The sequence below is a fragment of the Bacillus sp. MHSD_36 genome (assembly GCF_030757775.1).
In the GTDB taxonomy this organism is placed as follows: Bacteria; Bacillota; Bacilli; order Bacillales; family Bacillaceae_G; genus Bacillus_A.
The window spans coordinates 1036495-1058322 of the sequence record NZ_JAVBIS010000001.1 but is presented as its reverse complement, the minus strand read 5'-3'; the positions used below and the strand labels follow the sequence as shown (position 1 = coordinate 1058322).

Here is a 21828-nt window from a genome sequence, read left to right as displayed (position 1 = left end):
TGACGTTAACTGTCAGGGAAGTTATATTATAATAGCTATATAAATTGTGATTGGAGTGTTATTGGATGCAAACAAAAAAAGCTTTTCTATATGTATTTAATACAATGTCGGACTGGGAATATGGATATTTAATTGCTGAACTAAATTCAGGAAGATATTTCAAAAAAGATTTAGCACCTTTAAAAGTAATTACAGTAGGAGCTAATAAAGAAATGATTACTACTATGGGAGGACTGAGCATAAAACCAGATATTTCCCTTGATGAATGTACTCTTGAAAGTAAAGATCTTTTAATTTTACCAGGAGGGACTACTTGGAGTGAAGAAATTCATCAACCTATTTTAGAAAAAATTGGACACTCTTTAAAGCTTGGTACTATTGTTGCTGCAATTTGTGGTGCAAGTGATGCCCTCGCGAATATGGGATACTTGGATACTAGAAAACATACAAGTAATAACTTAGAGTATACTAAAATGGTATGTCCTAACTATAAAGGAGAAAAGTTCTATGAGTTGGGACCTGCGGTATCTGATGCGAATTTAGTTACTGCATCAGGAATAGCTCCTCTGGAATTTGCAATGGAGGTACTGAAAAAAATAGATGTATTTACACGAGATGCATTACATTCATGGTATAATCTAAATAAGACTCATAAACCTGAATACTTCTTCCAGCTAATGAATTCAATAAATAAATGAAATAACTAAAAAGCTCAATTTCTCTATTTTGATTTGCAGAGAAGTTGGGCTTTTTAATTTGGAATTCCCTTATCGTTGTAAATCCGCATTTTCCTGATGCTACTCCATCGCTATCAACTTAAGAATTAATTGTTCCCCAAAACGAAAAAAAGAAACATAGAAGTGAAAAACCCCTGTTTTTCTTTTTGATAAATAAATTTATTAGAAAATACTTTGAACTTTCGGGTACAGATGCTCCTTCTATCCTATTATAGAAGCTATTTTGAACGTAAGTAATTTGTAAGGAATAGGTAAGAAAAAAGAGATTTTCATTGTGTAGGATAAAAATATAAGGAGGTGTGAAAGGCGGAACAGATATGACTTATATATGAAAAACAAACCAGTAACAAGAGTGTTTCAAGGAAAAGAAGTAATTTCTGGGGTTAACATACATGTGGAAGAAAAGGGATTTACCGTTTGTTAAGCTAGAATAGCCTTTGTAAAAATAATAATTATGAATATAATTACGAATTTAATTCTGACTTTTTTGTCATTGTTCGAGATGATAGCTGTGTGATTAATACGAAACAGCAAGCAACTAACTTTACAATTTAAATAAAGGAGAGGATGCTTTATGAAAACATGCAGTAAAATTACATGTGCAAGTCTATCACTTTTAATAGCTGGAAGTTCCCTATTATACATAACACCAGCCTCAATTGTAAAAGCAGAACCCACGCAAAATGTATCTAGTTCGTTACAAACAAGTAATCAAAGCGATCGTACTTCCGTTAAGAAAGCAATGCGGGATTCACTCCAACTTGGATACCCTGGAATACTCGCTCAAATTTCTAAGGATGGTAAAAATTGGAACTATGCCGCCGGGATAGCGGACCTGAGAACCAAGAAGCCGATGAAAACAGATTTTCGCTTTCGCATTGGCAGTACGACGAAGACATTCATTGCAACAGTTCTACTTCAATTGGCTGGAGAGAACCGCTTGAATCTAGATGACTCCATCGAAAAATGGTTGCCTGGCGTCATTCAAGGAAACGGATATGATGCTAACCAGATTACGATTCGGCAGATATTGAATCATACAAGTGGGATTGCTGAATACTTAAAGTCAAAAGACTATGATATTATGGATACAAAAAAATTGTATACGCCTGAAGAATTAGTAAAGATGGGAATTTCTCTTCCACCAGACTTTGCTCCAGGTAAGGGCTGGTCTTATTCAAACACAGGATACGTAATACTGGGTATCCTTATTGAAAAAGTAACTGGAAACAGCTATGCAGAAGAGGTTGAAAATCGGATTGTTGAACCGCTAGAATTGTCGAATACATTCCTACCTGGTAATTCAACTGTTATTCCAGGTACCAATCATGCCCGTGGATATGAAAGATATGACGGAGAAAGTGAGCTAAAAGACGTTACTTATTCTTACCCAGGTAGCTCGGATGGAGATATGATTTCTACTGCTGACGATTTAAACAAATTCTTCTCTTACTTACTCAGTGGCAAATTACTGAAGGAACAGCAACTAAAACAAATGCTTACTACAGTTCCTACAGGAACAGAAGTAATCGATGGATATGGTCTTGGAATCTATGAAACTAAACTTCCAAACGGTGTCTCGATATGGGGACACACAGGTGCCTCTCCAGGGTTTTCTACTTTTGCTGGAGGCACACTTGGAGGCAAGCATACATTGGCCATCAATTTGAATGGCCATAAAACTAGTCGTTCTAATCCTTTTAAAAGTATTTTACTTGCTGAATTTAGCAAGTAGGTAAAAAGGAAAAACAGATAAATCTTCCCATAGTTTTTATAGTTAAAAATATACATTTATGGTTCGAAAAATTTATTCTAAAAAAATTTGGGGATTTTGGAATTACGGGGGCAAGCCAATGTTATTAAGCTAATAAAACAAAATACTCCCTAAAATAAAAAAATACGCTATTCTTTCTGTAGAATCATAGAAAAGGATAGCGTATTTTTAAACTTGGGGTTAAAGAAAGTTCTTAAGTTGATGGACATGTATGGTGACCCCTATTACTTTATTAACTTTGTACAATTGTGTAATGTGTCATAGAAAAAACGTATTACAATGAGTTGCAGTGAAGAGGAATATTCCTTGAGAATATAAAAAAGAAAATCAATCTAGAAAGGCTATCTAGTTCGATTTTCTTTTATTGGATTTATAATTAATGCATTTTTACTCTTAAAATAAAATTCTCAACGATTGGATTATTCTTTATATCCTCAAAATCGTGTCTAACCTTAAAGTCAAATTCATTTGTTATATTGTCCAATGTATAAAGGTTTGTTCCATCTACACTTGTATGAGGGGCAATATATCCTTTTTGATCCCAATTCCCTTTGAAATCTGATGGTATTGTACTTTTACCTTTTTATTCTATTTTAGCCCCAGGTGCACTTTAACGGAACTTTTAAATACGGTGTTGCCACAATTATCACAGCGACCACTGATTTTATCAGGATGCTCTTTGTATGTGTATATCTTGCTAAGGTCGTACTTTTGTTCAAGTTGTTTGTTTTCCATTAGTTTCACCTACATATCAATCTAAATTAATATAGCTTACCTATAATAACATGAAGTGTTCATATAGTGGACACCTTTTATTTTGTAAGAGAAAAAGCATTGCAACTTTTTTACAAACAGATAATTTTTATTTTAAATCCCACAATAAGAAAAATTATCTATGATTATTAAAGTGGTCCACCTTCAAAACCGATTGGCCATCCATTGTCTTTAAATTTTACTTTATACTGAAACTCATAAGTGCCTTCATAAATAAACGCTAAACTAAAACCTGACAATATATAATCGTCAATATTAGCCATCTTTCCAAAAGATATTGTGGATAGGTAGTAGTTCTTCATTTCTTGATTAGGGAAGAATTTCTGTAGATATTTTAATGCACAGCTTATATGGAGATAGAGTTCATCGAATATTTTTTCTGCCATATCGATAATCTCAACATTGGGATTTTCATTATTTCCTTGAATGATAACTTCTACATCTTCCCACTCTTCGATATTCATACTACAAAACCAACGTGCCTGTATGAGATACTTCTCATTTTCGCATACAGTAGGATTAACTAGGTTTAATTTTTTTACCTCATCTTTAGTTATCGGTTTATCAAGAATGAGCTTTTTATACAGAATATCTTTGATGTTAGAGATAATATATTTAGATTTATTTATTTCTAAAGAGTCCATTTGCCACCTCATAAATTATAAAATAAAGTAAATTCCCACTTAATTATAACATCATCCTAATTGAAGATTCCGCCTCATTCTTTGCTACCGATAATGAGACGTTATGTGAGCATTATACAAACTAAAATACAGAACATATCACTTTACCCCTATGTAATCTTCTACAGTAATCCTACTCCAATAGTTCAATAAAGTAATGCTATAATGTCCATTTATAGGTACATTTCATTAAGTAGAAAATAATAAATCTATTGAGGTTTAATATTTTTGATACTCATAATTTGACATACATAAAACCAAAAGTTGCATGTTATATTATTAGGCACAACAATATAAATAATGTTGATAAAAAAGGGAAAAGGATTTTTAAAGATAAAAATAGAAATCTATATAAGAAAATATTTAAATGGTAGGGATATTATGAAAATCGGTAAGTTTGGAGAAGTAAATAATTTAAGTATTGATACAATTAGACATTATATGGATCTTAGTCTCATTATTCCTGAAAAAAAGGGTGGACACTATTTTTTTGATGAGTATTGTCAAACAGATTTAGAACTTATTTTACATTACAAAGACCTAGGATTTAGCTTGAATGAAATTAAAGAACTATTTTTTTATAAAAATTTAGCGAAATCTATGAATTACGAAAAAGATACTTTTTACCAATCTTTATTTAAACTGAAATATGACAAGATGGAACAGGAAATAGAACTTTTGGAGAAGAAACGGGATAAATTAAAGGGAGTGTTACATGATTTATTATTAACAAATGAAACTTCTAATTCAATTATAGGGATAGATTTAAGTGTATTACATTTACTGACATGTTCTAAGTGTAGCAAAAAATTAATTCTTCAAGATGGAATTATTACTAACAATCAAATTATTGAAGGAAAGTTAATTTGTATTTGTGGAGAAGAATACATTATTACTTCAGGAATTATATCTGCTGGTAAATTATTTAAAGCAAATGAACAAACGTCACTTGAAAATATTATTTCGGATTATATTTATGAAACTGATAATGCATATTTGGAAAATATGCATAGAGAAGGGGAATGGGCGAAAAAGAAACTAATACAGTTAGATTTAAATAACAAATTAATACTAGATATAGGATCAGGACTTGGGTTCTTTTTGAGGAGCATTTATGAAGAACTACCCGAAGATTGCCTATATATCGCAGTGGATCGAGATTTCAATAAACTTTTATTTTTAAAGGATGTATTAGCGAGAAGAAATCCGAAAAGAAACATTCTCTTTATCTGTGCTGATTTTTTGAACACCCCTATTCAGAATCGGTCTGTTGATATTGTAATCGATCATTCTGGTACGAGTAATTATAGTTTTGAACATGAGAATTTTTTACTTCACGAATTAAATCCACTTTTTAAATCTAATTGTTATTTATTAAGCTTATTTATTTTATTTAAAAATTTCAGCTCAAATAGCCAAATCACAAATAACTTTCGAGCAAATTTTACACTTTCAAAAATAAAAAAAGAACTCCAAAATCTACAGTTTCAATCCATTGATGAAAGTACTTCAAATTATTTGAAACGAGGCGGAAAGTACGAGGATTTCTTTGTTCAAGGTGAAGAAATTTATACATATTCATTTTTCGGAAAAAGATGGGGTTAACCCCATCTTTTATTTATTTCCCCTTAAAATTATTCAAATCGTACATATTGCGATTGGGTTGACCCAAGAACTTACAATGTACGTAATACAAAATTAGGCAGGGGGAAAAGTTATGGCAAGTTTACGGTTACATATAGAAAATAAAAAAAGCAACCAAGAACTAAAAAATATTTGTTTATATTCAATTGCAAAAACAGTATCAATATTCGGTAGCTCTATTTATAGTTTCGCATTAGGATTGTATGTATTACAAATAACCGGATCTGCTTTAAATTTCGCGATTACGCTTATTTTAGGAACGATTCCAATGATTGTTATGAATCCATTTGCTGGTGTAATCGCTGATAAAGTTAATAAAAAGAAACTAGTTGTTTGTATGGATTTACTAAGTGGATGCTTATTAATAGCTGTTTATATAGTATGCAGCCATTATGGATTAAACTTATTCATCATTTATACTACAACCTTTCTTATGACTATATTTACAACCTTTTTTGGAATAGGGTTAGAAGCTACAAAACCAAATATTGTCTCTAAAGAGAGGCTTATGAGTATTAACTCTATAAGTAAAATTATCGATTCTATTTCTTTAATTCTAGGCCCTATGCTAGGGGGGATTGTTTTTGCAGTCTTTGATATTAAAACATTTATCATTATAAACGGTATTTCATTTATTCTTTCAGGTATATCCATATTATTTATTAACTTTAAATTGTTTGAGCAAAACATAAATGAGGAATGTTCAATTAAAGAAATTAATTTTATTAAAGATATGAAGGAGGGCTACTCTTACTTAATGGAGAGGAAAAGCTTAAAGAATACGTTTAGTATATTAATTCACCTTAATTTCTTCTTAGGTTTTTCTGTAACTGTCCCATTTCCATACATTATTAATACAGTTCTCAATCTTAGTTCTAAACAATTTGGTATGATTCAAGGGACTTTTCCAATAGGTATGATAGTTGGTTCAATATTTGTAAAAAAGATAACTGATCTTTTTTCTTATTCCTATTTATTAAAAAAAATAAGTTTTATGTTGGCAATTTTTATGATCATTTCAGGTATCCCTGTTTTATTCAAAAGTATTGAAGTAAATAATATTGTATTTGTTACTATGTATTGCGCTATTATGTTCTTTTTCGGGCTAATGATAGCATTAATCGATATTCCTTTAATTTATTTTATGCAAAAAGAGATTCCAGATGAATATAGAGGAAGAGTGCTTAGTATTGGATTAAGTATAGGTAAAATGATGCAGCCGATAGCACTGGTATTATCAGGCCTATTATTAAATCATATTCCAGCTTACACGATTCCAATTGGAGGAGGAATCGTATTTCTTATTTTGAATAAAATTTATTCAAATAAGTTGAATTTAGAAATTCATTCAAAAGGGTATAGTGTTGAACGTAATTAAATAATATCGAAAAAGCGCAGGATCCACATCCTGCGCTTTTCTATCGTAATTCAGCTGTTTTTCTAATAACAATCTTATCAATATCATCTTCTTCATCACCAATAAATAAACCGCGTTCTTTTAAATACGCTTCAAAATATAAATCTGCTTCTGCACGTTCATCATATGGTTTTACAGATAGAACGAAACCTAATTTGTTTTGTTCTTCTAAATGAGAAGTCGAGATGTAGGCCGGTACATTGTGGCGTAAAAAGAGTTCTTTAACCGGAATAATCATATCTTTCATTAATTTCGTTAACATACCCATTTCAAACTCGAAATTAAAACGATCTATACTGCATAAATCAGCGAACACTACACCGATAAAACCCGTATTAAATACTTCTTGATATTCTATTTCCTCGTTACCATAAAAATTCTTTTCGATTAAATAATTTATAAAGTAAGCAACGCCATCACTTTGTTCAAATGGTTTCGTCGAAAGAACGAATCCAATTTTCTTTTGTTTATGTAAATACACACATGACATAAATGCTGAAATGTTATGTTCTTTAAATAGGGAACTTGTTGCTCCAGATAGACCGTCTAATACATGATGAACAATTTGAAGTTTTTTACGAGCGAAATAATAGGACTTCTTTTGTAACTCCAATGTATCAATAAAGACAGAGCCGATAAAGCCTGTATTTGAAATAATAGGTGTTTGCTTTTTTCTTCCTCTGCGCTTTAATGGAGCCATTTTTAAAATCATCCCTTCATGTACGTTTAAAATAAAAAGAACGTTTGTTCGTATATTTATATTTTACTATTAAAACGCTCTAAAGTAAAGGGTTTTTGAAGAAAAAACAACAAAAAAGACACCTATAAAAGGTGCCTTAAACGCTGCAGGGAAGAGGGTTCATCCCAACAATTTATATTATGATACAGAAACAATCTCTTCTGTATCTTCTACATCTAAATGACAGTCCATAGTACGAACATCTTGATCTTCATGACTTCCGAAATAAATAGTAATTTTCATATGTATCGCTCCTTTATTCTAGGAATACCTAAAATAATTACTAGTAATGTTAATATTTATTATATACCACTTTTTTCATTCCGACAACGTTATATCATTTTTAATTCTTTTAGGGTGTAAAGAGATATTTTTATAGAAATAGGTACATTTCTTATATGTTATATTTAATACTGAAGTATTCGAACACAAATATTATGAAAGGAGAAAAATGAATGAATTTTAAACAGTTGTTAATAGATAATTTTACATATAAAACTTCATATATTACGCGGCAGGCACAGGGAATGCATGTAAAAGAAACGAAGGATTACATCGCTGTCGACTGTGGTTTACCTGCAGATACATTTAATATCATTACTTTACTAGACAATCATTTAACGGAAGGTTTCGAGAAACTATATAAGGAGATAGAATACTTTAATCAAAAGAAATATCCAATGAGTGTTTGGTTTTGGGACGAGAAGCTAGAGGGTAATATAAAGAATGAATTAATAAAGCTTGGATTAAAAGAAACAGAACAAAATATCGCGATGGTAGCAAACTTACATACAATACATCCAACAATAAACTTGCCAGAAGGTTTTACGATACAAAAAGCAGCTTCGTCAGGACAAATTAAAAAGTTTGGAGAAGCGTTAGCTAGTCTATTTGGTACATCAGAGGAAGGTATATATGTACAATCATTCTACAATCAAACTGCTTCTTTCCATTTATGGAATAGTGAAAATATGAAACTGTACTTAGGGTTTTATAAAGATGAAGTCGTATCGGTGGGTTCATTAGTATGTACACAAGATAGTATTGGTATTTATGATATAGCAACGAAAGAAGAAATGAGAGGAAAAGGATTCGGTTCTACTATGTTTAATTACTTACTGCAAGAAGCAAAGGAATTAAACGTTGCTCAATGTGTATTACAAGCTTCACCTGATGGGATTAATATTTATAAAAACGCTGGTTTTCAATCTGTTGGACAAATGACGGTATTTGAAAATCGACATTTATTTGAATAAATTATCCAAGCCAAATTGCTTTCATGTAGGAGTTAATACATCATTATGAAAAATATATATATCGTTACAATCATTTACGCCTTTATAGTACTAGGTACTTTTATTTTTCATAAAGTAATTGAACTTAAGTACATGAAAGCTATTAATCAATCAAATCAAATAAAAAACATTGCTCATAGAGGCGCTTCTGCTTATGCGCCTGAACATACAATAGCAGCATATAAATTAGGACAACAATTGAAGGGTGATTATATAGAAATAGATCTTCAAATGACAAAAGATGGACATTTAGTAGCTATGCATGATGAAACAGTAAATCGTACTACAAACGGTACAGGGCTAGTTAGGGAACATACATTAGAAGAATTAAAGCAATTAAATGCAGGTTCTTTTTTTAATGAAAAACATCCAACTTTATCAAAGATAGAATATGAAAATGTAACAGTTCCAACATTAGAAGAAGTTATTGAAACGTTCGGGCATAATGTTAATTATTACATTGAAACAAAATCGCCAGATGAATATGCTGGTATGGAAGAAAAGCTATTAGAAATTATAAAGCAATACGAAATAAATGATAAAGTTATAATTCAATCATTTAGTGAAGAAAGTCTGCAAAAAATTCATAGTTTAGATGTTACTTTACCGCTAGTACAATTACTACCTTACAAAAAGGCAGTTCAATTAACTGAATTAGAGATAAAAAAGTATAAAACATACTGCATCGGTCTTGGAATGAACTATAAATATATAGATTCAGCTTATGTAAAGAGAATAAAGAAACATGGATTAGAAGTTCATCCATTTACTGTAGATAATGAAAAAGATATGAAAAAATTAATTTTATGGGGCGTTGACGGGATGTTTACGAATTATCCGGATCGTTTACATTCTTTAGTACAATCTTAAACTATATGGTGTAATTATCACTGAACCAATAAAACAAATACCCACAAGTATACAAAGATAATTTGTGGTCCAAATGGTAACATCATTGAATATATAAAGCCGATATTGAAATGAAATCTGAAAAAGAATCCAATATTTTTTATTGGATTCTTTTTCTTTAGCTCTAAGTGACTAACTTAAAGCAATGCAATTTTGAATTTGTTAATAAAATATTACATTGAGTATGATTTTTCGTAATAATCATCAGAAAGTAACGAAAATGTAATGAATTTTAACTACGCTTTTTATATTTTTTTGATACACTGGCTACGAGAGGAATACCGATTAATGTAGGTAAAAACCAAAACCATATAGGTGGCAGTAAATTAATTAAGGGAATATGAATACCGACATTTACTAAAAGTGCAGTAACAGCACCAATATAAGAGCCTAACATACCTCTAATATGGTGATGCAGCCAATTTTTCCAACGTTTTTTTCGTGCTAGGTAGCCATAAATCGCAAATGAATAAGAGAAAAGTGCTACATAAAATAAATATGCGATTTTATCCCAGTTTATAATGGATAATATAATTGCAGTAACGGTGATCACAACATAGGATGCATGATATATTTCACCCCATTCCGTATGTTTTCCTTTCTTCTTTTGAGCAACCATCGCTACAATACCGGTGATTAAACATATCGTTCCAAATAAAATGTGGATGGCTAAAAGAATGTTGAAAATGCTCATAATAATTCCTCCTTTTTTATTTTTATAGTATTGCAGTATAGGAGAAAAGTTGAAACATATTGTTTATTCGCCTTAATATATTGAAGTAAAGGTACTTCTAGAACGAGTTTAAACGGACAAATTTTTCGTGAATTTAGTGAGACACGTATTACGTGAAATGAAGGAGAGACTTCCATGTTTACATCTATTACATATTTACAATCAGGGAATGATAAGCAACAAAAGGTATATGATGTTTTGAACAAACTAAATATAATGGAGGATTTAACTCTGTATAGTCCCGTTCTTTGTGGGACAATCCCTATAAGAATTGATACTCTTCAATCTGACTTAGATATAGTAATGGAAGTACATAACTTTGATGTTTTTGAACAAGAAATGAGATCTTTATATGGTTCTTATGAAGGGTTCAAAATAAAAAAGAAAAAAATGAAAAATACTGAATCAATAAAGGTAAATTTTAAATTTGAAGGTTTTGAATTTGAATTATTCGCTCAGCCTAAGCCAGTACGTAATCAAAATGCATATAGACATATGATAGTAGAGCATATGCTATTAATGCAGCATCCTCATATAAGGAAAGAAATTATTCGCTTGAAAGAAAACGGTTTGAAAACAGAACCTGCTTTTGCTCAAATATTAAATATTGACGGAGATCCTTATGAGGAACTTATTTTGTTAGGGCAGGAAATGAGATTGTGGTAAATAAGATATACAAAAACTCCTCTATAGATAAAAGAGGAGTTTTTGTTATGCCATTAGCTTACGAATTAATTCACTCAGTAATTTAATCCCGTTAGTCATTTGCTCTGGAGAAGCATATCCATATGATAAACGAATGTATTGATCTGATTCTTCTTCATAAATACGCCCTGGGTTTAAGAGAATTCCTTTTGATAGTGCCTCTGAAAATAATTTCTTCATCGGAATGCTAGGTATAACCTTTAGCCATATAAAGAATCCGCCGCTAGGAATATCCCACGTTGCAACATCTGCACAATACTTATTTAAAGCCCGTATCATAATTTGTCTTCGTTCTTTTAGTTGCATTCTTACGTTCGCTACATGTTCTTCATAAAAACCTTTTTTTATCCATTCAGCAGCGACTCTTTGGGATAACGAACTCGATCCATAGTCTGTTTGCATTTTTATATCTGACAATCTATCAATAACTGGTTCGGGTCCAATGATCCATCCAATTCTAAGTCCTGGGCTAAGTGTTTTAGATAGGCTACCAATATATAATACATGTCCATGTTTATCTATCGACTTTAAAGGAGCTGGAGGTGGTTCATCAATCCATAACTCGCGGTAAATATCATCTTCAATAATAGGTAACTGTTCCTTTTCACATATTTTTATTATTTCTTTTCTTCGCTCTTTAGACATTAATACCCCTGTTGGGTTTTGAAAACTAGGGATAGAATATAAAATGTTTTTCTTTTGACTATATTTAATGCGTTTTAATAATTCGTTAGGTAAAACACCGTGACGATCCATAGCTATACCAGATAAATTTATATTTGCTGATTGAAATACATGAAGTGAATATAAGTAAGAAGGTTGTTCAAGTAAAACAGTTGATTCTCTATGCAAAAGACCAATTGATATTAATTGCAATGCTTGTAATGCACCAGAGACGATTAATATAGAACTCGGTGACGTATGTATTCCGAATGATTTTACGTATTTACTTATTGCTTCACGTAACGGGTAAAACCCTTTTTGTTCTTCGTATCCAAAATAATTTAATTCGTCACTTACGCTTTTCATAATGGACTGCATAGTTTCTAGCGGAAAAAGTTTAGGCGCAAGTTCACCTTTACTAAGATGGATAAGTGTTTTATTTGCTTCTGCTTCATTTATTTCTCTTACCATTAACTTGCTAGGTTTATGAATACCAGCCTTTACATATTTACTCCAATCAGGCGGGGGGTTCGTCGCTAATAATGACCATGTATTATTCGTTACAACTGTTCCTGCTCCGATTTGTCCTTGAATTAAGCCATCTGCCATTAGTTCATCTAGCGCAGTTATTACAGTACTTCGATTTACATGAAATAATTTAGCTAACTGCCGTTGACTAGGAATTTTACTTCCGATTGGCCATTCTCCATTTTCAATTTTTGCTTTCATATAGTCTATTATCTGCCGATACTTAGGCAGTTTTTTATTAATTGTCATAAAAAAACTCCCTCGTTCACTTTAAAAATGCTAAGTGGTTGGTTTTTACGATAAATAATTGGTTGAAGACATTGTATCAACTATCAAATATGATGAAAAGAAATAATTGGTAATTAACAAATGGTTGGTTTGAAGGGGGAGAGAAAACATGAATAATAAAAAATGGGATTTTCGGATTATATGTGCTCATGCTTTTACAATTCTAATTTGGGGAACGGCCTTTCCAGCAATTCGCATGGGACTTGAATCTTATACACCTGAACATCTTACTTTACTACGTTTATTAATCGCTTCATGTATACTTCTAGTGTTTTCTTTTATATACAAACTACGACTACCTGATTTAAAGGATATCCCAGCAATTTTTATATTTGGTGCTTTAGGGTTTACTATTTATCACATCGCATTAAATTACGGCGAAAAAACAGTAAATGCTGGATCTGCAAGTTTAATTATTTCAGTCACGCCTATAGTAACTGCAATATTTGCTTCTGTTTTTTTGAATGACAAAATGAAATTAAATGGTTGGCTTGGTGGTGTAATTAGTTTTGCAGGAATTGCCTTAATTTCATTTAGCCAGGGCGATGCTATTCAATTAAATAGCGGGGGATTATTTATATTATTAGCGGCGATTTCAGAAAGTCTATTTTTCGTTTTCCAAACATCTTACTTGAAAAAATACGGCTTTTTACCATTTACCATATATACAATTTTGTCTAGTACTGTATGTATGCTTATTTTCTTACCCGGTGTTTATCAAGAAATACTAGCAGCTCCTCTTGCAGTTAACTTGAGCGTTATATATTTAGGTGTCTTTCCAACAGTACTCCCGTATATTGCATTGGCCTATATTATATCTCGTGCGGGTGCTTCTGAAGCAACAAGTGCTCTATATTTAACGCCAATAACTGCATGTTTTGTTGCTTGGATATGGTTAGGAGAAGTGCCAACTTTAGTTTCGATAATTGGCGGAGGGATTACTATACTTGGAGTTGTGATTGCTCATATACCAGTATTCAGAAAAGAAAAACATAGGAATTTAGCAAATAATCAATCCGTATAATGTAATTCAATAATAATTTTATAATACTTTTTCATATAGTTTCTTTCTTATGTTGATAAATATAATATTTTGTATTTCAGTTAAATATTGTATGTTACATTTTATGTAGTAAGCATTTTAAAAGGAGATGACAACATAATGAATGGAAAAAGAAAAATTTTCACATGTATTTCTATTATAGGAATCGGACTAGCTAGTTTTTCTAATTCTAGTTTCGCAGCAATTGTAACGGAAAATTCAGTACAAAATTCAATTCCCATAGTTAATCAACAAGTAGCTGCTGCAAAGGAAATGAAACCATTTCCCCAGCAAGTTAATTATGCAGGTGTTATAAAACCGAATCATGTTACACAGGAAAGTTTAAATGCTTCTGTAAGAAGTTACTACGATAATTGGAAAAAGAAATATTTGAAAAATGATTTATCTTCTTTACCTGGTGGTTATTACGTAAAAGGAGAGATTACGGGTGATGCGGATGGGTTTAAGCCACTTGGAACTTCAGAAGGTCAAGGGTATGGGATGATAATTACAGTATTAATGGCTGGTTATGATTCTAATGCTCAAAAAATCTATGACGGTTTATTTAAAACAGCAAGAACTTTTAAAAGTTCTCAAAATCCTAATTTAATGGGATGGGTTGTCGCAGATAGTAAAAAAGCACAAGGTCATTTTGATTCTGCTACTGATGGGGATTTAGATATTGCGTATTCTCTTCTTCTTGCTCATAAGCAGTGGGGATCTAATGGAACAGTTAATTATTTGAAAGAAGCACAAGACATGATTACAAAAGGTATTAAAGCTAGTAATGTTACAAATAATAACCGACTAAATTTAGGAGATTGGGATTCTAAAAGTTCACTTGATACGAGACCATCTGATTGGATGATGTCACATCTTAGAGCATTTTATGAATTTACAGGTGATAAAACTTGGCTTACTGTTATTAATAATTTGTACGATGTTTATACGCAATTTAGTAATAAGTACTCTCCAAATACAGGACTTATTTCAGATTTCGTTGTAAAAAAACCACCACAACCCGCACCTAAAGACTTCTTAGATGAGTCAGAATATACAAATGCATATTATTACAATGCTAGTCGAGTACCATTGAGAATTGTAATGGACTATGCGATGTACGGCGAGAAAAGAAGTAAAGTCATTTCTGATAAAGTCTCTTCATGGATTCAAAATAAAACGAATGGAAACCCTTCTAAAATTGTGGATGGTTATCAATTAAATGGATCCAATATTGGTAGTTATCCAACTGCTGTATTTGTTTCACCATTTATTGCTGCAAGTATAACGAGTAGCAATAATCAAAAGTGGGTAAATAGCGGTTGGGATTGGATGAAGAATAAGAGAGAAAGCTATTTTAGTGATAGTTATAATTTATTAACTATGTTATTTGTTACAGGAAATTGGTGGAAACCTGTACCTGATGATAAAAAATTACAAAATTAAATAAATGATGCAATTTATGAAGGATACAATAATTAAATTTGAGAATAGTTACTTAAGAAAGGAATTAGCATAAGCTAGTTCCTTTTTAATATTTTGTAAAACATTATCCATACTAAAATTCGCATAGATATACTTGCTTTTTTCATATACATAGTTATTGATGACTCTATGTTTTTGTGAAGGGAGAGTATTTCTTGGAAAAAGTATTGTTTTTCGGAGACCCAGGTATTGATGACTCATTTGCCATTATGTATGGTTTACTGCATCCCGAAATTGAAATTGTCGGTATTGTAACCGGATACGGAAATGTTGAGCATATACATGCTGCACATAATGCAGCGTATATTTTACAGTTAGCAAATAGACAAGACATTCCTGTCATTAGTGGTGCAACAAAACCACTTACAGAAGAAATTACTACGTACTACCCTGAAATTCACGGAGCAGAAGGATTAGGTCCCATCCATGTTCCAGAAAAAGTATTATCTATTCCAATATACAATTTTGGCAGTATTGCTGCGATTCTTATAAAGTACGGAAAAGATTTAACGATTGTTGATGTAGGAAGATCTACCTCGTTAGCAATTGCTTTTAATTTATGGAATGATTTAATGCTAAATGTAAAAGGAATATATTTCATGGGTGGTGTTTTTTTAGAAGTAGGAAACGTTACGCCATTAGCAGAGGCAAACGTGTATGGCGATCCTATAGCAAGTAAAATTGTTTTCCATCAAGCAAAGAATTTATTAATATTCCCTTTAAATGTAACAAACAAAGCTGTGTTAACACCAAATGTATTTAACTATATTCAAGCTAATACAAAGAATCCATTTCATATGATAATGAAACCAATGTATGATTACTATCTATCCGCATACAAAAAACTTAATCCATCTATCGAAGGACCTTTGCTACATGATGTGGTTGCAATAAGTGGATTAGTAAATCCAAGTTTTTTTGAATTTGTGTATCGTACAGTAAATGTAGATACATACGGAGATACGAAAGGACAAACATTTGCTGATTTTCGCCCTAGCTCTATATCTGAAGGAGCCCATATAGCATTAGAAATAGATGAACAAAAATTCATTCAAGATTTTATAAAAATCATGTTATAAGTTGTTGTCGAAAAAGGGAATTATTTCACTACGTTGAATATAAACATACATCCTCTATATAAGGGAGCTTACAATATTGAATGTCCAGTTAAAGGTTGTTACGAGAGAAAATTGGGAAGAAGCATTAAAGCTACAAGTTAAAGAGAATCAGTTGAAATTTGTTCCATCCGTAGCAGTTTCACTTGCTAAAGTATATATCAAACCAGATGGTGACAATGTAGAATACATACCATTTGCGATATACGACGGCGAGCTAATGGTTGGTTTTGTTATGCATGCTGTTATAAAAGAGACAACAGATATGTATTGGATAAATGGATTTATTATCGATCAAAAGCAGCAAGGGAATGGGTACGGAAAAGCGGCATTACAGGAAAGTGTCTATTTAATAAAAAATACATGTAAGGCTTGTAAAGAAATAAGGTTAACGGTACATAAAGATAATCTCTCTGCAAAGAAATTATATGAACGTTACGGTTTTCAACCATTGGGACATGATTATGATGGGGAGCAAGTGTATCGTTTATTTGTTTAGGTATTATAAAGTAAAGGTGTGAAAGGAAAGATGCAATTTTCGGAAGTGAAAATCGAAGTGTTTATTCCTGAAGAATACATTGAGATATTACGGGATGAGCTAAATAGAATTGGTGCTTGTAAAACAGGAAAATATGACCATTGTCTTTCCTATAGTTCCGTGAAAGGATACTGGAGACCATTAGACGATGCAGCACCTTTTAACGGAGAAGTTGGTCAAATATGCGAAGGGCAAGAATGTAAAATTGAAATAAAGTGTAAACAGGACCTTGTAAAGGATGCACTTGAAGTAATTAACGAAATTCATCCGTATGAAACACCTATGATTTATATTATACCGATATTAAATGACTATTTTAATCAAATATAAAGTAAATAACTGGGAGGGGAATAACAATTGAAAAATAAATTTCACCATATTGTACGAGCTGTATTGATAAAGGATAAAAAATTGTTAGTGGCTGAATATATTGGCCATCATTATTTTTTACCAGGTGGTCACGTTGAAGTTGGCGAATCAGCTGAGAATGCATTAATAAGAGAACTAAGAGAAGAACTCGGAGTAAATTGTAGTATAAAACAATTTTTAGGAGTCATAGAAAACCAATGGCAAGATCGAGAAGTCCTTCACCATGAAATCAATCATATTTTTGAGATAGATTCACAAGAGTTACATATTGATTTCATACCAAAATCTAAAGAATCTCATTTAGCGTTTCACTGGATAGATTATAATCAAGAAGCTTTACATACTTATAAAATCATGCCAGCACCTTCAGTTAAAGAGTTACTAGAAAGAAAATTAAGTAATGAACTACTAGACTGTTGGATTAGTAATTTTTAAACGCCTCTATCAATAGTAAATCCGTCCGCCAAAAGGAAAGTAAGAAAATAGGCTAAAAAACAAGGTACATCACCTAGTGTAAGTTCATATTTTGTTGATGTACGCATTTAGTCTACAGCCTTATTTCTACTTTGTTTGCAAAAATAGATGAACTTTAACATTCGGACGGAATTTATTTTTATAAATGGAGGGTTTCGTAATGAATCAGTTTCAACAAGAACTACAATCATTAAATCTTAATGATTATCAATCTGGTAATGTTGTGTATTGGGATCAACTACAACAAAATCAATATCCATACTATTACATTCAAGACGATGCACGTCGTTGTGGCGGGTGCGGAGGTTGTGGTGGTCGCTGTGGTGGATGTGGAGGACGTTGTGTAGGCTGCGCTGGTTGTTTCGGTTGTTTTAACTGCTGGAACTGGTGGATCATTTAAGTCTAGAACATCAAAGCTATTTTACTTGAAAGAAAGGTGTGAAAACTATTTTGCACTTTTCTTTCAAGCTGTAATTTTTATGCGTATTAAGGGGGATTTATTTGTATATATACGATAAGTTGATTTCTTGGGTAGAAAATATAAAAGAAGAAAATCATAGTTCTGCAACAGCACTTTGTATTATAAAAGATAACAAAATCGTACTAGAACATTATAATGGCTATCACTCAAATGCATCTACAAGCAAGAAAGTAACGGCATCTTCACAATTTAACGTTGCTTCTGCGAGAAAAAGTTATTTAGGATTAATGATAGCGTATGCGCTTTATGAGGGGAAAATAAACTCTATTGATGATGCAGCGATAAAGTATTTTAAAGACTTTGATCCTGTATTGCTTGGTAAAACAACGATAAGACATTTAGTAACACATTCGCACGGATTAGAAGAAACGAATGACGGGACAATTTTTCGTGAATTTGAACCGGGACAAGCTTGGGCGTATAGAGATATTAATGTAAGAATGATGACACGTCTTATTTATCAGCTATATAACGAAAGTTTTCCCGAATTGTTAAAGGAGCGTGTATTTGATTTAGCTAACTTCAAAGAACAGGTTGGAGAGTTCAGCAAGATGAAAATTTAGTTGACGTTGTTAATAATCCAAATGAAGACGCGATTAGTGAAATTGGTACGTTAGATGACGGTACTGAAAAAAATCTGTTTGTCTCAGCTAGAGAATTTGCACAGTGGGGCAATCTTCATTTAAATCAAGGTATGATAAACGGTAAACAAATTGTTCCAAAAGAAGTGATAGAAATTGCGACAAGTTTGCAGAGTCCAACATTTACAAACAATGAACTACCACAAAACGGGTTATTTTGGTTCGTTCAAAATGAACCTGCGCTTTTAAGTGAGCTTGGTGAACGCGTTCCAAAAGGATCGTATCAAATATTAGGAATTACCGGACCGACTATATTAGTAATACCTGAATATAATGTAGTTGTTGCGAAAATGTATAATAAAAGATATAACTACGGCGGTGATAATTATTTATATTATTTACGTGAATTCAGTAATTTAGTCGCGGATACATTTCGTAACGGTAATGGGGCATAATTACTCCTATAATGAAAAGGAGTGAGAGAAAGTGAAAGATAAAATGAATACAAACAAAAAGCAAAACATTAAAGATGTAAATACAGAACAAAATGCAATTTATAGCGATCCGAAAGATGCAGCTAATATGCAAACGGTACCGCAACCGAAAGATTTTGATGAAATTGAATATTAATTTTTCGTTCATCCGACTATATGATGAATGAAAAATACATCTTAAGTCCCATCACATGATTGAAATCTTTTGGTATTCTATATACATAAGCATTTGAAAATGTCTTATCTTAACAAAGCTTTCTTTAAGTAAGTCTAATATAACCTGCAGAAAGACACTTCATTATGGAGTGTCTTTTTGCGTACATGAATTCAATTTCCATTTTTCATGCAGTATCTTGCTTCTTATGATGGTTATACTAATTGTGAAAATTCATGTCATGATAAAAGAAGGGGACAGTTAGTATGAAACAAACCTCTATAAATTCGTTACTAATTGTTCTAGGTACAATCATTGTTCAAATTGGTCTTGGGACAATATATACATGGAGTTTATTTAATCAGCCTCTTGTCAGTAAGTTTGGATGGAATCTCAATGCAGTTGCGATAACTTTCTCCATAACAAGCTTTTCTTTATCATTTTCAACCTTATTTGCAGGAAAGTTGCAGCAAAAATTAGGGCTTCGAAAACTCATCGCTACTGCAGGGATTGTGTTGGGACTCGGTTTAATACTTAGTTCACAAGTTTCTTCCTTACCATTACTATATTTATTAGCTGGTGTAGTAGTTGGTTATGCGGATGGAACTGCTTATATTACTTCATTATCTAATTTAATTAAATGGTTTCCAAATCGAAAAGGACTTATTTCTGGTATATCTGTTTCTGCATATGGAATGGGCAGCTTAATCTTTAGATATATAAACGGAAGTCTTATCGATAGTCTTGGTGTATCACAAGCATTTTTATATTGGGGGATTATCGTTTTACTTTTAGTATTAATTGGATCGTTCTTCTTACGTGAAGCAATAGTAAGTAACACTGTAACTGAGACTTTACACAATGATTATACACCTCGTGAAATGATGCGAACGAAACAAGTATACCTTTTGTTTTTTATGCTATTCACATCGTGTATGGGTGGTCTATATTTAATCGGTATGGTGAAAGATATCGGCGTACAGCTCGTTGGACTTAGCGCAGCAACTGCAGCTAATGCCGTCGCAATGATTGCAATTTTTAATACAGTAGGTAGAATCGTTCTTGGAACGTTATCGGATAAAATTGGTCGAATGAAAATTGTCTCTGCAACGTTTATTATTATTGGATTGTCAGTCTTTACTTTAAGTTTCATTCCACTAAATTACGGGATTTATTTTGCTTGTGTAGCAAGTGTCGCCTTTTGCTTTGGTGGTAATATCACAATCTTCCCAGCAATTGTTGGCGATTTCTTCGGATTAAAAAACCATAGTACAAATTACGGGATTGTATATCAAGGTTTCGGGTTTGGTGCACTTGCAGGAGCGTTCATTGGAGCATTACTGGGTGGATTTCAACCGACCTTTATTATAATCGGTGTTTTAAGCGTTATTTCCTTCATTATTTCGATATTAATTCGTCCACCAAAAGCAGAAAACAAAAAAGAAACACGACATTTATATCGGAAAGTAGCTTAATTTTAAAAAGAGTCCTTGTATAGGGCTCTTTTTATATTACAAAATAAGTGAAAATGATTTGAAAGGTAATAAAGTAATTTATTTCTTTAGCAACTAAGTAGCAGATTAGTAAAATATTCATATAAAATGTAGTATGGCTTTTCTTTATATTAGTGAAATGAAATAGTGCTCTACGACTATTAAGTTAGACAGGATATTACGATTATTAAATTGAATAGATACTTTAAAAGGAGCGTGATAATTAAAATGAAAATAGTAAAACAATGGATCCAGGAAGATAGTGATTACATAAGAGAAAAAGTAATTGAATATAACCAAAAACATATTTCGAATGAAGAGAAAAAGCCTTCAGAAAAAGTTAGTTTTATAGTGAGAAATGAAAAGGAAGAAATTGTAGGCGGAATAACTGCAATTACATTTTGGCATCACGTACATGTCGATTTTCTTTGGGTTTCTGAAGAGTATAGACACGAAGGCTACGGAAGCAAGTTATTAAAACTTATTGAAGAATTTGCAATTGAACAAGAGTGTAGGCTAATCAATTTAGATACTTTTAGCTTTCAGGCACCTGCTTTTTATAAAAAACATGGATATAAAGTAATTGGATTAAGTGAAAATCACCCTAAAGGGCACAATCGATACTATTTAGAAAAAAGGTTAGAAATTATATAGAATCCAAAAATGAATTAATCAAAGCATAAAGAGCGTACGTTGAATAATTACTTTCAAAA

At 31.9% G+C, this 21828-nt stretch carries 22 protein-coding genes and 2 pseudogenes; 18 read left to right on the top strand and 6 right to left on the bottom strand.

Features of this window, described 5'->3' with window-relative positions:
* Nucleotides 1-65: 65 nt before the first annotated feature.
* Nucleotides 66-698 carry a type 1 glutamine amidotransferase family protein gene (locus Q9B79_RS05580; protein ID WP_306182951.1) on the top strand — a complete coding sequence of 211 codons (633 nt, stop codon included), beginning with the start codon at nucleotides 66-68 and terminating at the stop codon, nucleotides 696-698.
* A 613-nt stretch (nucleotides 699-1311) separates the two neighbouring features.
* Nucleotides 1312-2472, top strand: coding sequence for a serine hydrolase domain-containing protein (locus tag Q9B79_RS05575; protein ID WP_306182950.1), 1161 nt, complete (start codon nucleotides 1312-1314; stop codon nucleotides 2470-2472).
* 415 nt (nucleotides 2473-2887) lie between these two features.
* Here Q9B79_RS05575 and Q9B79_RS05570 read toward each other — a convergent pair.
* From Q9B79_RS05570 to Q9B79_RS05565, 3 genes and pseudogenes are all read right to left on the bottom strand, one after another.
* Nucleotides 2888-3118, bottom strand: a pseudogene (locus tag Q9B79_RS05570) (hypothetical protein); the annotation flags it as partial.
* On the bottom strand, nucleotides 3100-3246 hold the full coding sequence (locus Q9B79_RS27065; protein ID WP_483861652.1) for a DUF8096 family protein: 147 nt from the start codon (nucleotides 3244-3246) through the stop codon (nucleotides 3100-3102). The gene Q9B79_RS27065 and the pseudogene Q9B79_RS05570, both read right to left, overlap by 19 nt.
* 167 nt (nucleotides 3247-3413) lie before the next feature.
* Nucleotides 3414-3929, bottom strand: a complete 516-nt coding sequence (locus Q9B79_RS05565; RefSeq protein ID WP_306182949.1) for a hypothetical protein — start codon at nucleotides 3927-3929, stop codon at nucleotides 3414-3416.
* A 420-nt stretch (nucleotides 3930-4349) separates the two neighbouring features.
* Between Q9B79_RS05565 and Q9B79_RS05560 the strand changes: the two genes are divergently transcribed.
* The gene (locus Q9B79_RS05560; RefSeq protein ID WP_306182948.1) at nucleotides 4350-5573 is read left to right on the top strand and encodes a methyltransferase domain-containing protein; all 1224 of its coding nucleotides are present in this window, start codon (nucleotides 4350-4352) and stop codon (nucleotides 5571-5573) included.
* A gap of 112 nt (nucleotides 5574-5685) precedes the next feature.
* The gene (locus tag Q9B79_RS05555) at nucleotides 5686-6990 is read left to right on the top strand and encodes an MFS transporter (RefSeq protein WP_306182947.1); all 1305 of its coding nucleotides are present in this window, start codon (nucleotides 5686-5688) and stop codon (nucleotides 6988-6990) included.
* 40 nt (nucleotides 6991-7030) lie between these two features.
* Here the strand turns inward: Q9B79_RS05555 and Q9B79_RS05550 are convergent, their stop codons facing one another.
* The gene (locus Q9B79_RS05550; RefSeq protein WP_071716368.1) at nucleotides 7031-7729 is read right to left on the bottom strand and encodes a hypothetical protein; all 699 of its coding nucleotides are present in this window, start codon (nucleotides 7727-7729) and stop codon (nucleotides 7031-7033) included.
* A gap of 494 nt (nucleotides 7730-8223) precedes the next feature.
* On the opposite strand from Q9B79_RS05550, the gene Q9B79_RS05545 reads away from it, so the two are divergent.
* On the top strand, nucleotides 8224-9024 hold the full coding sequence (locus tag Q9B79_RS05545; protein WP_306182946.1) for a GNAT family N-acetyltransferase: 801 nt from the start codon (nucleotides 8224-8226) through the stop codon (nucleotides 9022-9024).
* Between the two features lie 45 nt (nucleotides 9025-9069).
* The gene (locus tag Q9B79_RS05540) at nucleotides 9070-9933 is read left to right on the top strand and encodes a glycerophosphodiester phosphodiesterase (protein WP_306182945.1); all 864 of its coding nucleotides are present in this window, start codon (nucleotides 9070-9072) and stop codon (nucleotides 9931-9933) included.
* A 271-nt stretch (nucleotides 9934-10204) separates the two neighbouring features.
* Here the strand turns inward: Q9B79_RS05540 and Q9B79_RS05535 are convergent, their stop codons facing one another.
* Nucleotides 10205-10666, bottom strand: coding sequence for a DUF2306 domain-containing protein (locus Q9B79_RS05535; protein WP_306182944.1), 462 nt, complete (start codon nucleotides 10664-10666; stop codon nucleotides 10205-10207).
* Between the two features lie 174 nt (nucleotides 10667-10840).
* Between Q9B79_RS05535 and Q9B79_RS05530 the strand changes: the two genes are divergently transcribed.
* The gene (locus tag Q9B79_RS05530; RefSeq protein WP_306182943.1) at nucleotides 10841-11371 is read left to right on the top strand and encodes a DUF4269 domain-containing protein; all 531 of its coding nucleotides are present in this window, start codon (nucleotides 10841-10843) and stop codon (nucleotides 11369-11371) included.
* Between the two features lie 45 nt (nucleotides 11372-11416).
* Here the strand turns inward: Q9B79_RS05530 and norG are convergent, their stop codons facing one another.
* Nucleotides 11417-12850 carry an efflux pump transcription regulator NorG gene (norG, locus tag Q9B79_RS05525; protein ID WP_306182942.1) on the bottom strand — a complete coding sequence of 478 codons (1434 nt, stop codon included), beginning with the start codon at nucleotides 12848-12850 and terminating at the stop codon, nucleotides 11417-11419.
* Nucleotides 12851-12998: 148 nt separating this feature from the next.
* Between norG and Q9B79_RS05520 the strand changes: the two genes are divergently transcribed.
* The 11 genes and pseudogenes from Q9B79_RS05520 to Q9B79_RS05470 all read left to right on the top strand — a co-directional run bounded on the left by Q9B79_RS05520 (nucleotide 12999) and on the right by Q9B79_RS05470 (nucleotide 21769).
* A complete protein-coding gene (locus Q9B79_RS05520; protein WP_306182941.1) occupies nucleotides 12999-13913 on the top strand; it encodes a DMT family transporter in 915 nt (304 codons plus the stop codon).
* Nucleotides 13914-14051: 138 nt separating this feature from the next.
* Nucleotides 14052-15377: a family 8 glycosyl hydrolase gene (locus Q9B79_RS05515; RefSeq protein ID WP_306182940.1), complete on the top strand. Its 1326-nt coding sequence runs from the start codon at nucleotides 14052-14054 to the stop codon at nucleotides 15375-15377.
* Between the two features lie 194 nt (nucleotides 15378-15571).
* A complete protein-coding gene (locus Q9B79_RS05510) occupies nucleotides 15572-16495 on the top strand; it encodes a nucleoside hydrolase (protein ID WP_306182939.1) in 924 nt (307 codons plus the stop codon).
* A gap of 76 nt (nucleotides 16496-16571) precedes the next feature.
* On the top strand, nucleotides 16572-17030 hold the full coding sequence (locus tag Q9B79_RS05505) for a GNAT family N-acetyltransferase (RefSeq protein ID WP_306182938.1): 459 nt from the start codon (nucleotides 16572-16574) through the stop codon (nucleotides 17028-17030).
* A 30-nt stretch (nucleotides 17031-17060) separates the two neighbouring features.
* Nucleotides 17061-17399 carry a divalent cation tolerance protein CutA gene (gene cutA / locus Q9B79_RS05500; RefSeq protein WP_306182937.1) on the top strand — a complete coding sequence of 113 codons (339 nt, stop codon included), beginning with the start codon at nucleotides 17061-17063 and terminating at the stop codon, nucleotides 17397-17399.
* 27 nt (nucleotides 17400-17426) lie between these two features.
* On the top strand, nucleotides 17427-17873 hold the full coding sequence (locus Q9B79_RS05495) for an NUDIX domain-containing protein (RefSeq protein ID WP_306182936.1): 447 nt from the start codon (nucleotides 17427-17429) through the stop codon (nucleotides 17871-17873).
* Nucleotides 17874-18057: 184 nt separating this feature from the next.
* Nucleotides 18058-18312 (top strand): heterocycloanthracin/sonorensin family bacteriocin, encoded by a 255-nt coding sequence (locus Q9B79_RS05490; protein ID WP_306182935.1) that lies wholly within the window; start codon nucleotides 18058-18060, stop codon nucleotides 18310-18312.
* A 101-nt stretch (nucleotides 18313-18413) separates the two neighbouring features.
* Nucleotides 18414-19429, top strand: a pseudogene (locus tag Q9B79_RS05485) (serine hydrolase domain-containing protein).
* Nucleotides 19430-19460: 31 nt separating this feature from the next.
* Nucleotides 19461-19604: a hypothetical protein gene (locus Q9B79_RS05480; protein WP_080492610.1), complete on the top strand. Its 144-nt coding sequence runs from the start codon at nucleotides 19461-19463 to the stop codon at nucleotides 19602-19604.
* Between the two features lie 284 nt (nucleotides 19605-19888).
* Nucleotides 19889-21097: an L-lactate MFS transporter gene (locus Q9B79_RS05475; protein ID WP_306182934.1), complete on the top strand. Its 1209-nt coding sequence runs from the start codon at nucleotides 19889-19891 to the stop codon at nucleotides 21095-21097.
* A 246-nt stretch (nucleotides 21098-21343) separates the two neighbouring features.
* On the top strand, nucleotides 21344-21769 hold the full coding sequence (locus tag Q9B79_RS05470) for a GNAT family N-acetyltransferase (RefSeq protein WP_306182933.1): 426 nt from the start codon (nucleotides 21344-21346) through the stop codon (nucleotides 21767-21769).
* The last annotated feature ends 59 nt before the right edge of the window (nucleotides 21770-21828 follow it).

What these genes read in the sequence shown, in the direction of transcription:
- Q9B79_RS05530 (WP_306182943.1), top strand. Translation starts at nt 10,841, where the DNA reads ATGTTTACATCTATTACATATTTACAATCAGGGAATGATAAGCAACAA.
- Q9B79_RS05580 (WP_306182951.1), top strand. Translation starts at nt 66, where the DNA reads ATGCAAACAAAAAAAGCTTTTCTATATGTATTTAATACAATGTCGGAC.
- Q9B79_RS05535 (WP_306182944.1), bottom strand. Translation starts at nt 10,666, where the DNA reads ATGAGCATTTTCAACATTCTTTTAGCCATCCACATTTTATTTGGAACG.
- Q9B79_RS05475 (WP_306182934.1), top strand. Translation starts at nt 19,889, where the DNA reads ATGAAACAAACCTCTATAAATTCGTTACTAATTGTTCTAGGTACAATC.
- cutA (WP_306182937.1), top strand. Translation starts at nt 17,061, where the DNA reads ATGCAATTTTCGGAAGTGAAAATCGAAGTGTTTATTCCTGAAGAATAC.
- Q9B79_RS05545 (WP_306182946.1), top strand. Translation starts at nt 8,224, where the DNA reads ATGAATTTTAAACAGTTGTTAATAGATAATTTTACATATAAAACTTCA.
- norG (WP_306182942.1), bottom strand. Translation starts at nt 12,850, where the DNA reads ATGACAATTAATAAAAAACTGCCTAAGTATCGGCAGATAATAGACTAT.
- Q9B79_RS05550 (WP_071716368.1), bottom strand. Translation starts at nt 7,729, where the DNA reads ATGGCTCCATTAAAGCGCAGAGGAAGAAAAAAGCAAACACCTATTATT.
- Q9B79_RS05565 (WP_306182949.1), bottom strand. Translation starts at nt 3,929, where the DNA reads ATGGACTCTTTAGAAATAAATAAATCTAAATATATTATCTCTAACATC.
- Q9B79_RS05520 (WP_306182941.1), top strand. Translation starts at nt 12,999, where the DNA reads ATGAATAATAAAAAATGGGATTTTCGGATTATATGTGCTCATGCTTTT.
- Q9B79_RS05490 (WP_306182935.1), top strand. Translation starts at nt 18,058, where the DNA reads ATGGAGGGTTTCGTAATGAATCAGTTTCAACAAGAACTACAATCATTA.
- Q9B79_RS27065 (WP_483861652.1), bottom strand. Translation starts at nt 3,246, where the DNA reads ATGGAAAACAAACAACTTGAACAAAAGTACGACCTTAGCAAGATATAC.
- Q9B79_RS05515 (WP_306182940.1), top strand. Translation starts at nt 14,052, where the DNA reads ATGAATGGAAAAAGAAAAATTTTCACATGTATTTCTATTATAGGAATC.
- Q9B79_RS05555 (WP_306182947.1), top strand. Translation starts at nt 5,686, where the DNA reads ATGGCAAGTTTACGGTTACATATAGAAAATAAAAAAAGCAACCAAGAA.
- Q9B79_RS05560 (WP_306182948.1), top strand. Translation starts at nt 4,350, where the DNA reads ATGAAAATCGGTAAGTTTGGAGAAGTAAATAATTTAAGTATTGATACA.
- Q9B79_RS05575 (WP_306182950.1), top strand. Translation starts at nt 1,312, where the DNA reads ATGAAAACATGCAGTAAAATTACATGTGCAAGTCTATCACTTTTAATA.
- Q9B79_RS05470 (WP_306182933.1), top strand. Translation starts at nt 21,344, where the DNA reads ATGAAAATAGTAAAACAATGGATCCAGGAAGATAGTGATTACATAAGA.
- Q9B79_RS05540 (WP_306182945.1), top strand. Translation starts at nt 9,070, where the DNA reads ATGAAAAATATATATATCGTTACAATCATTTACGCCTTTATAGTACTA.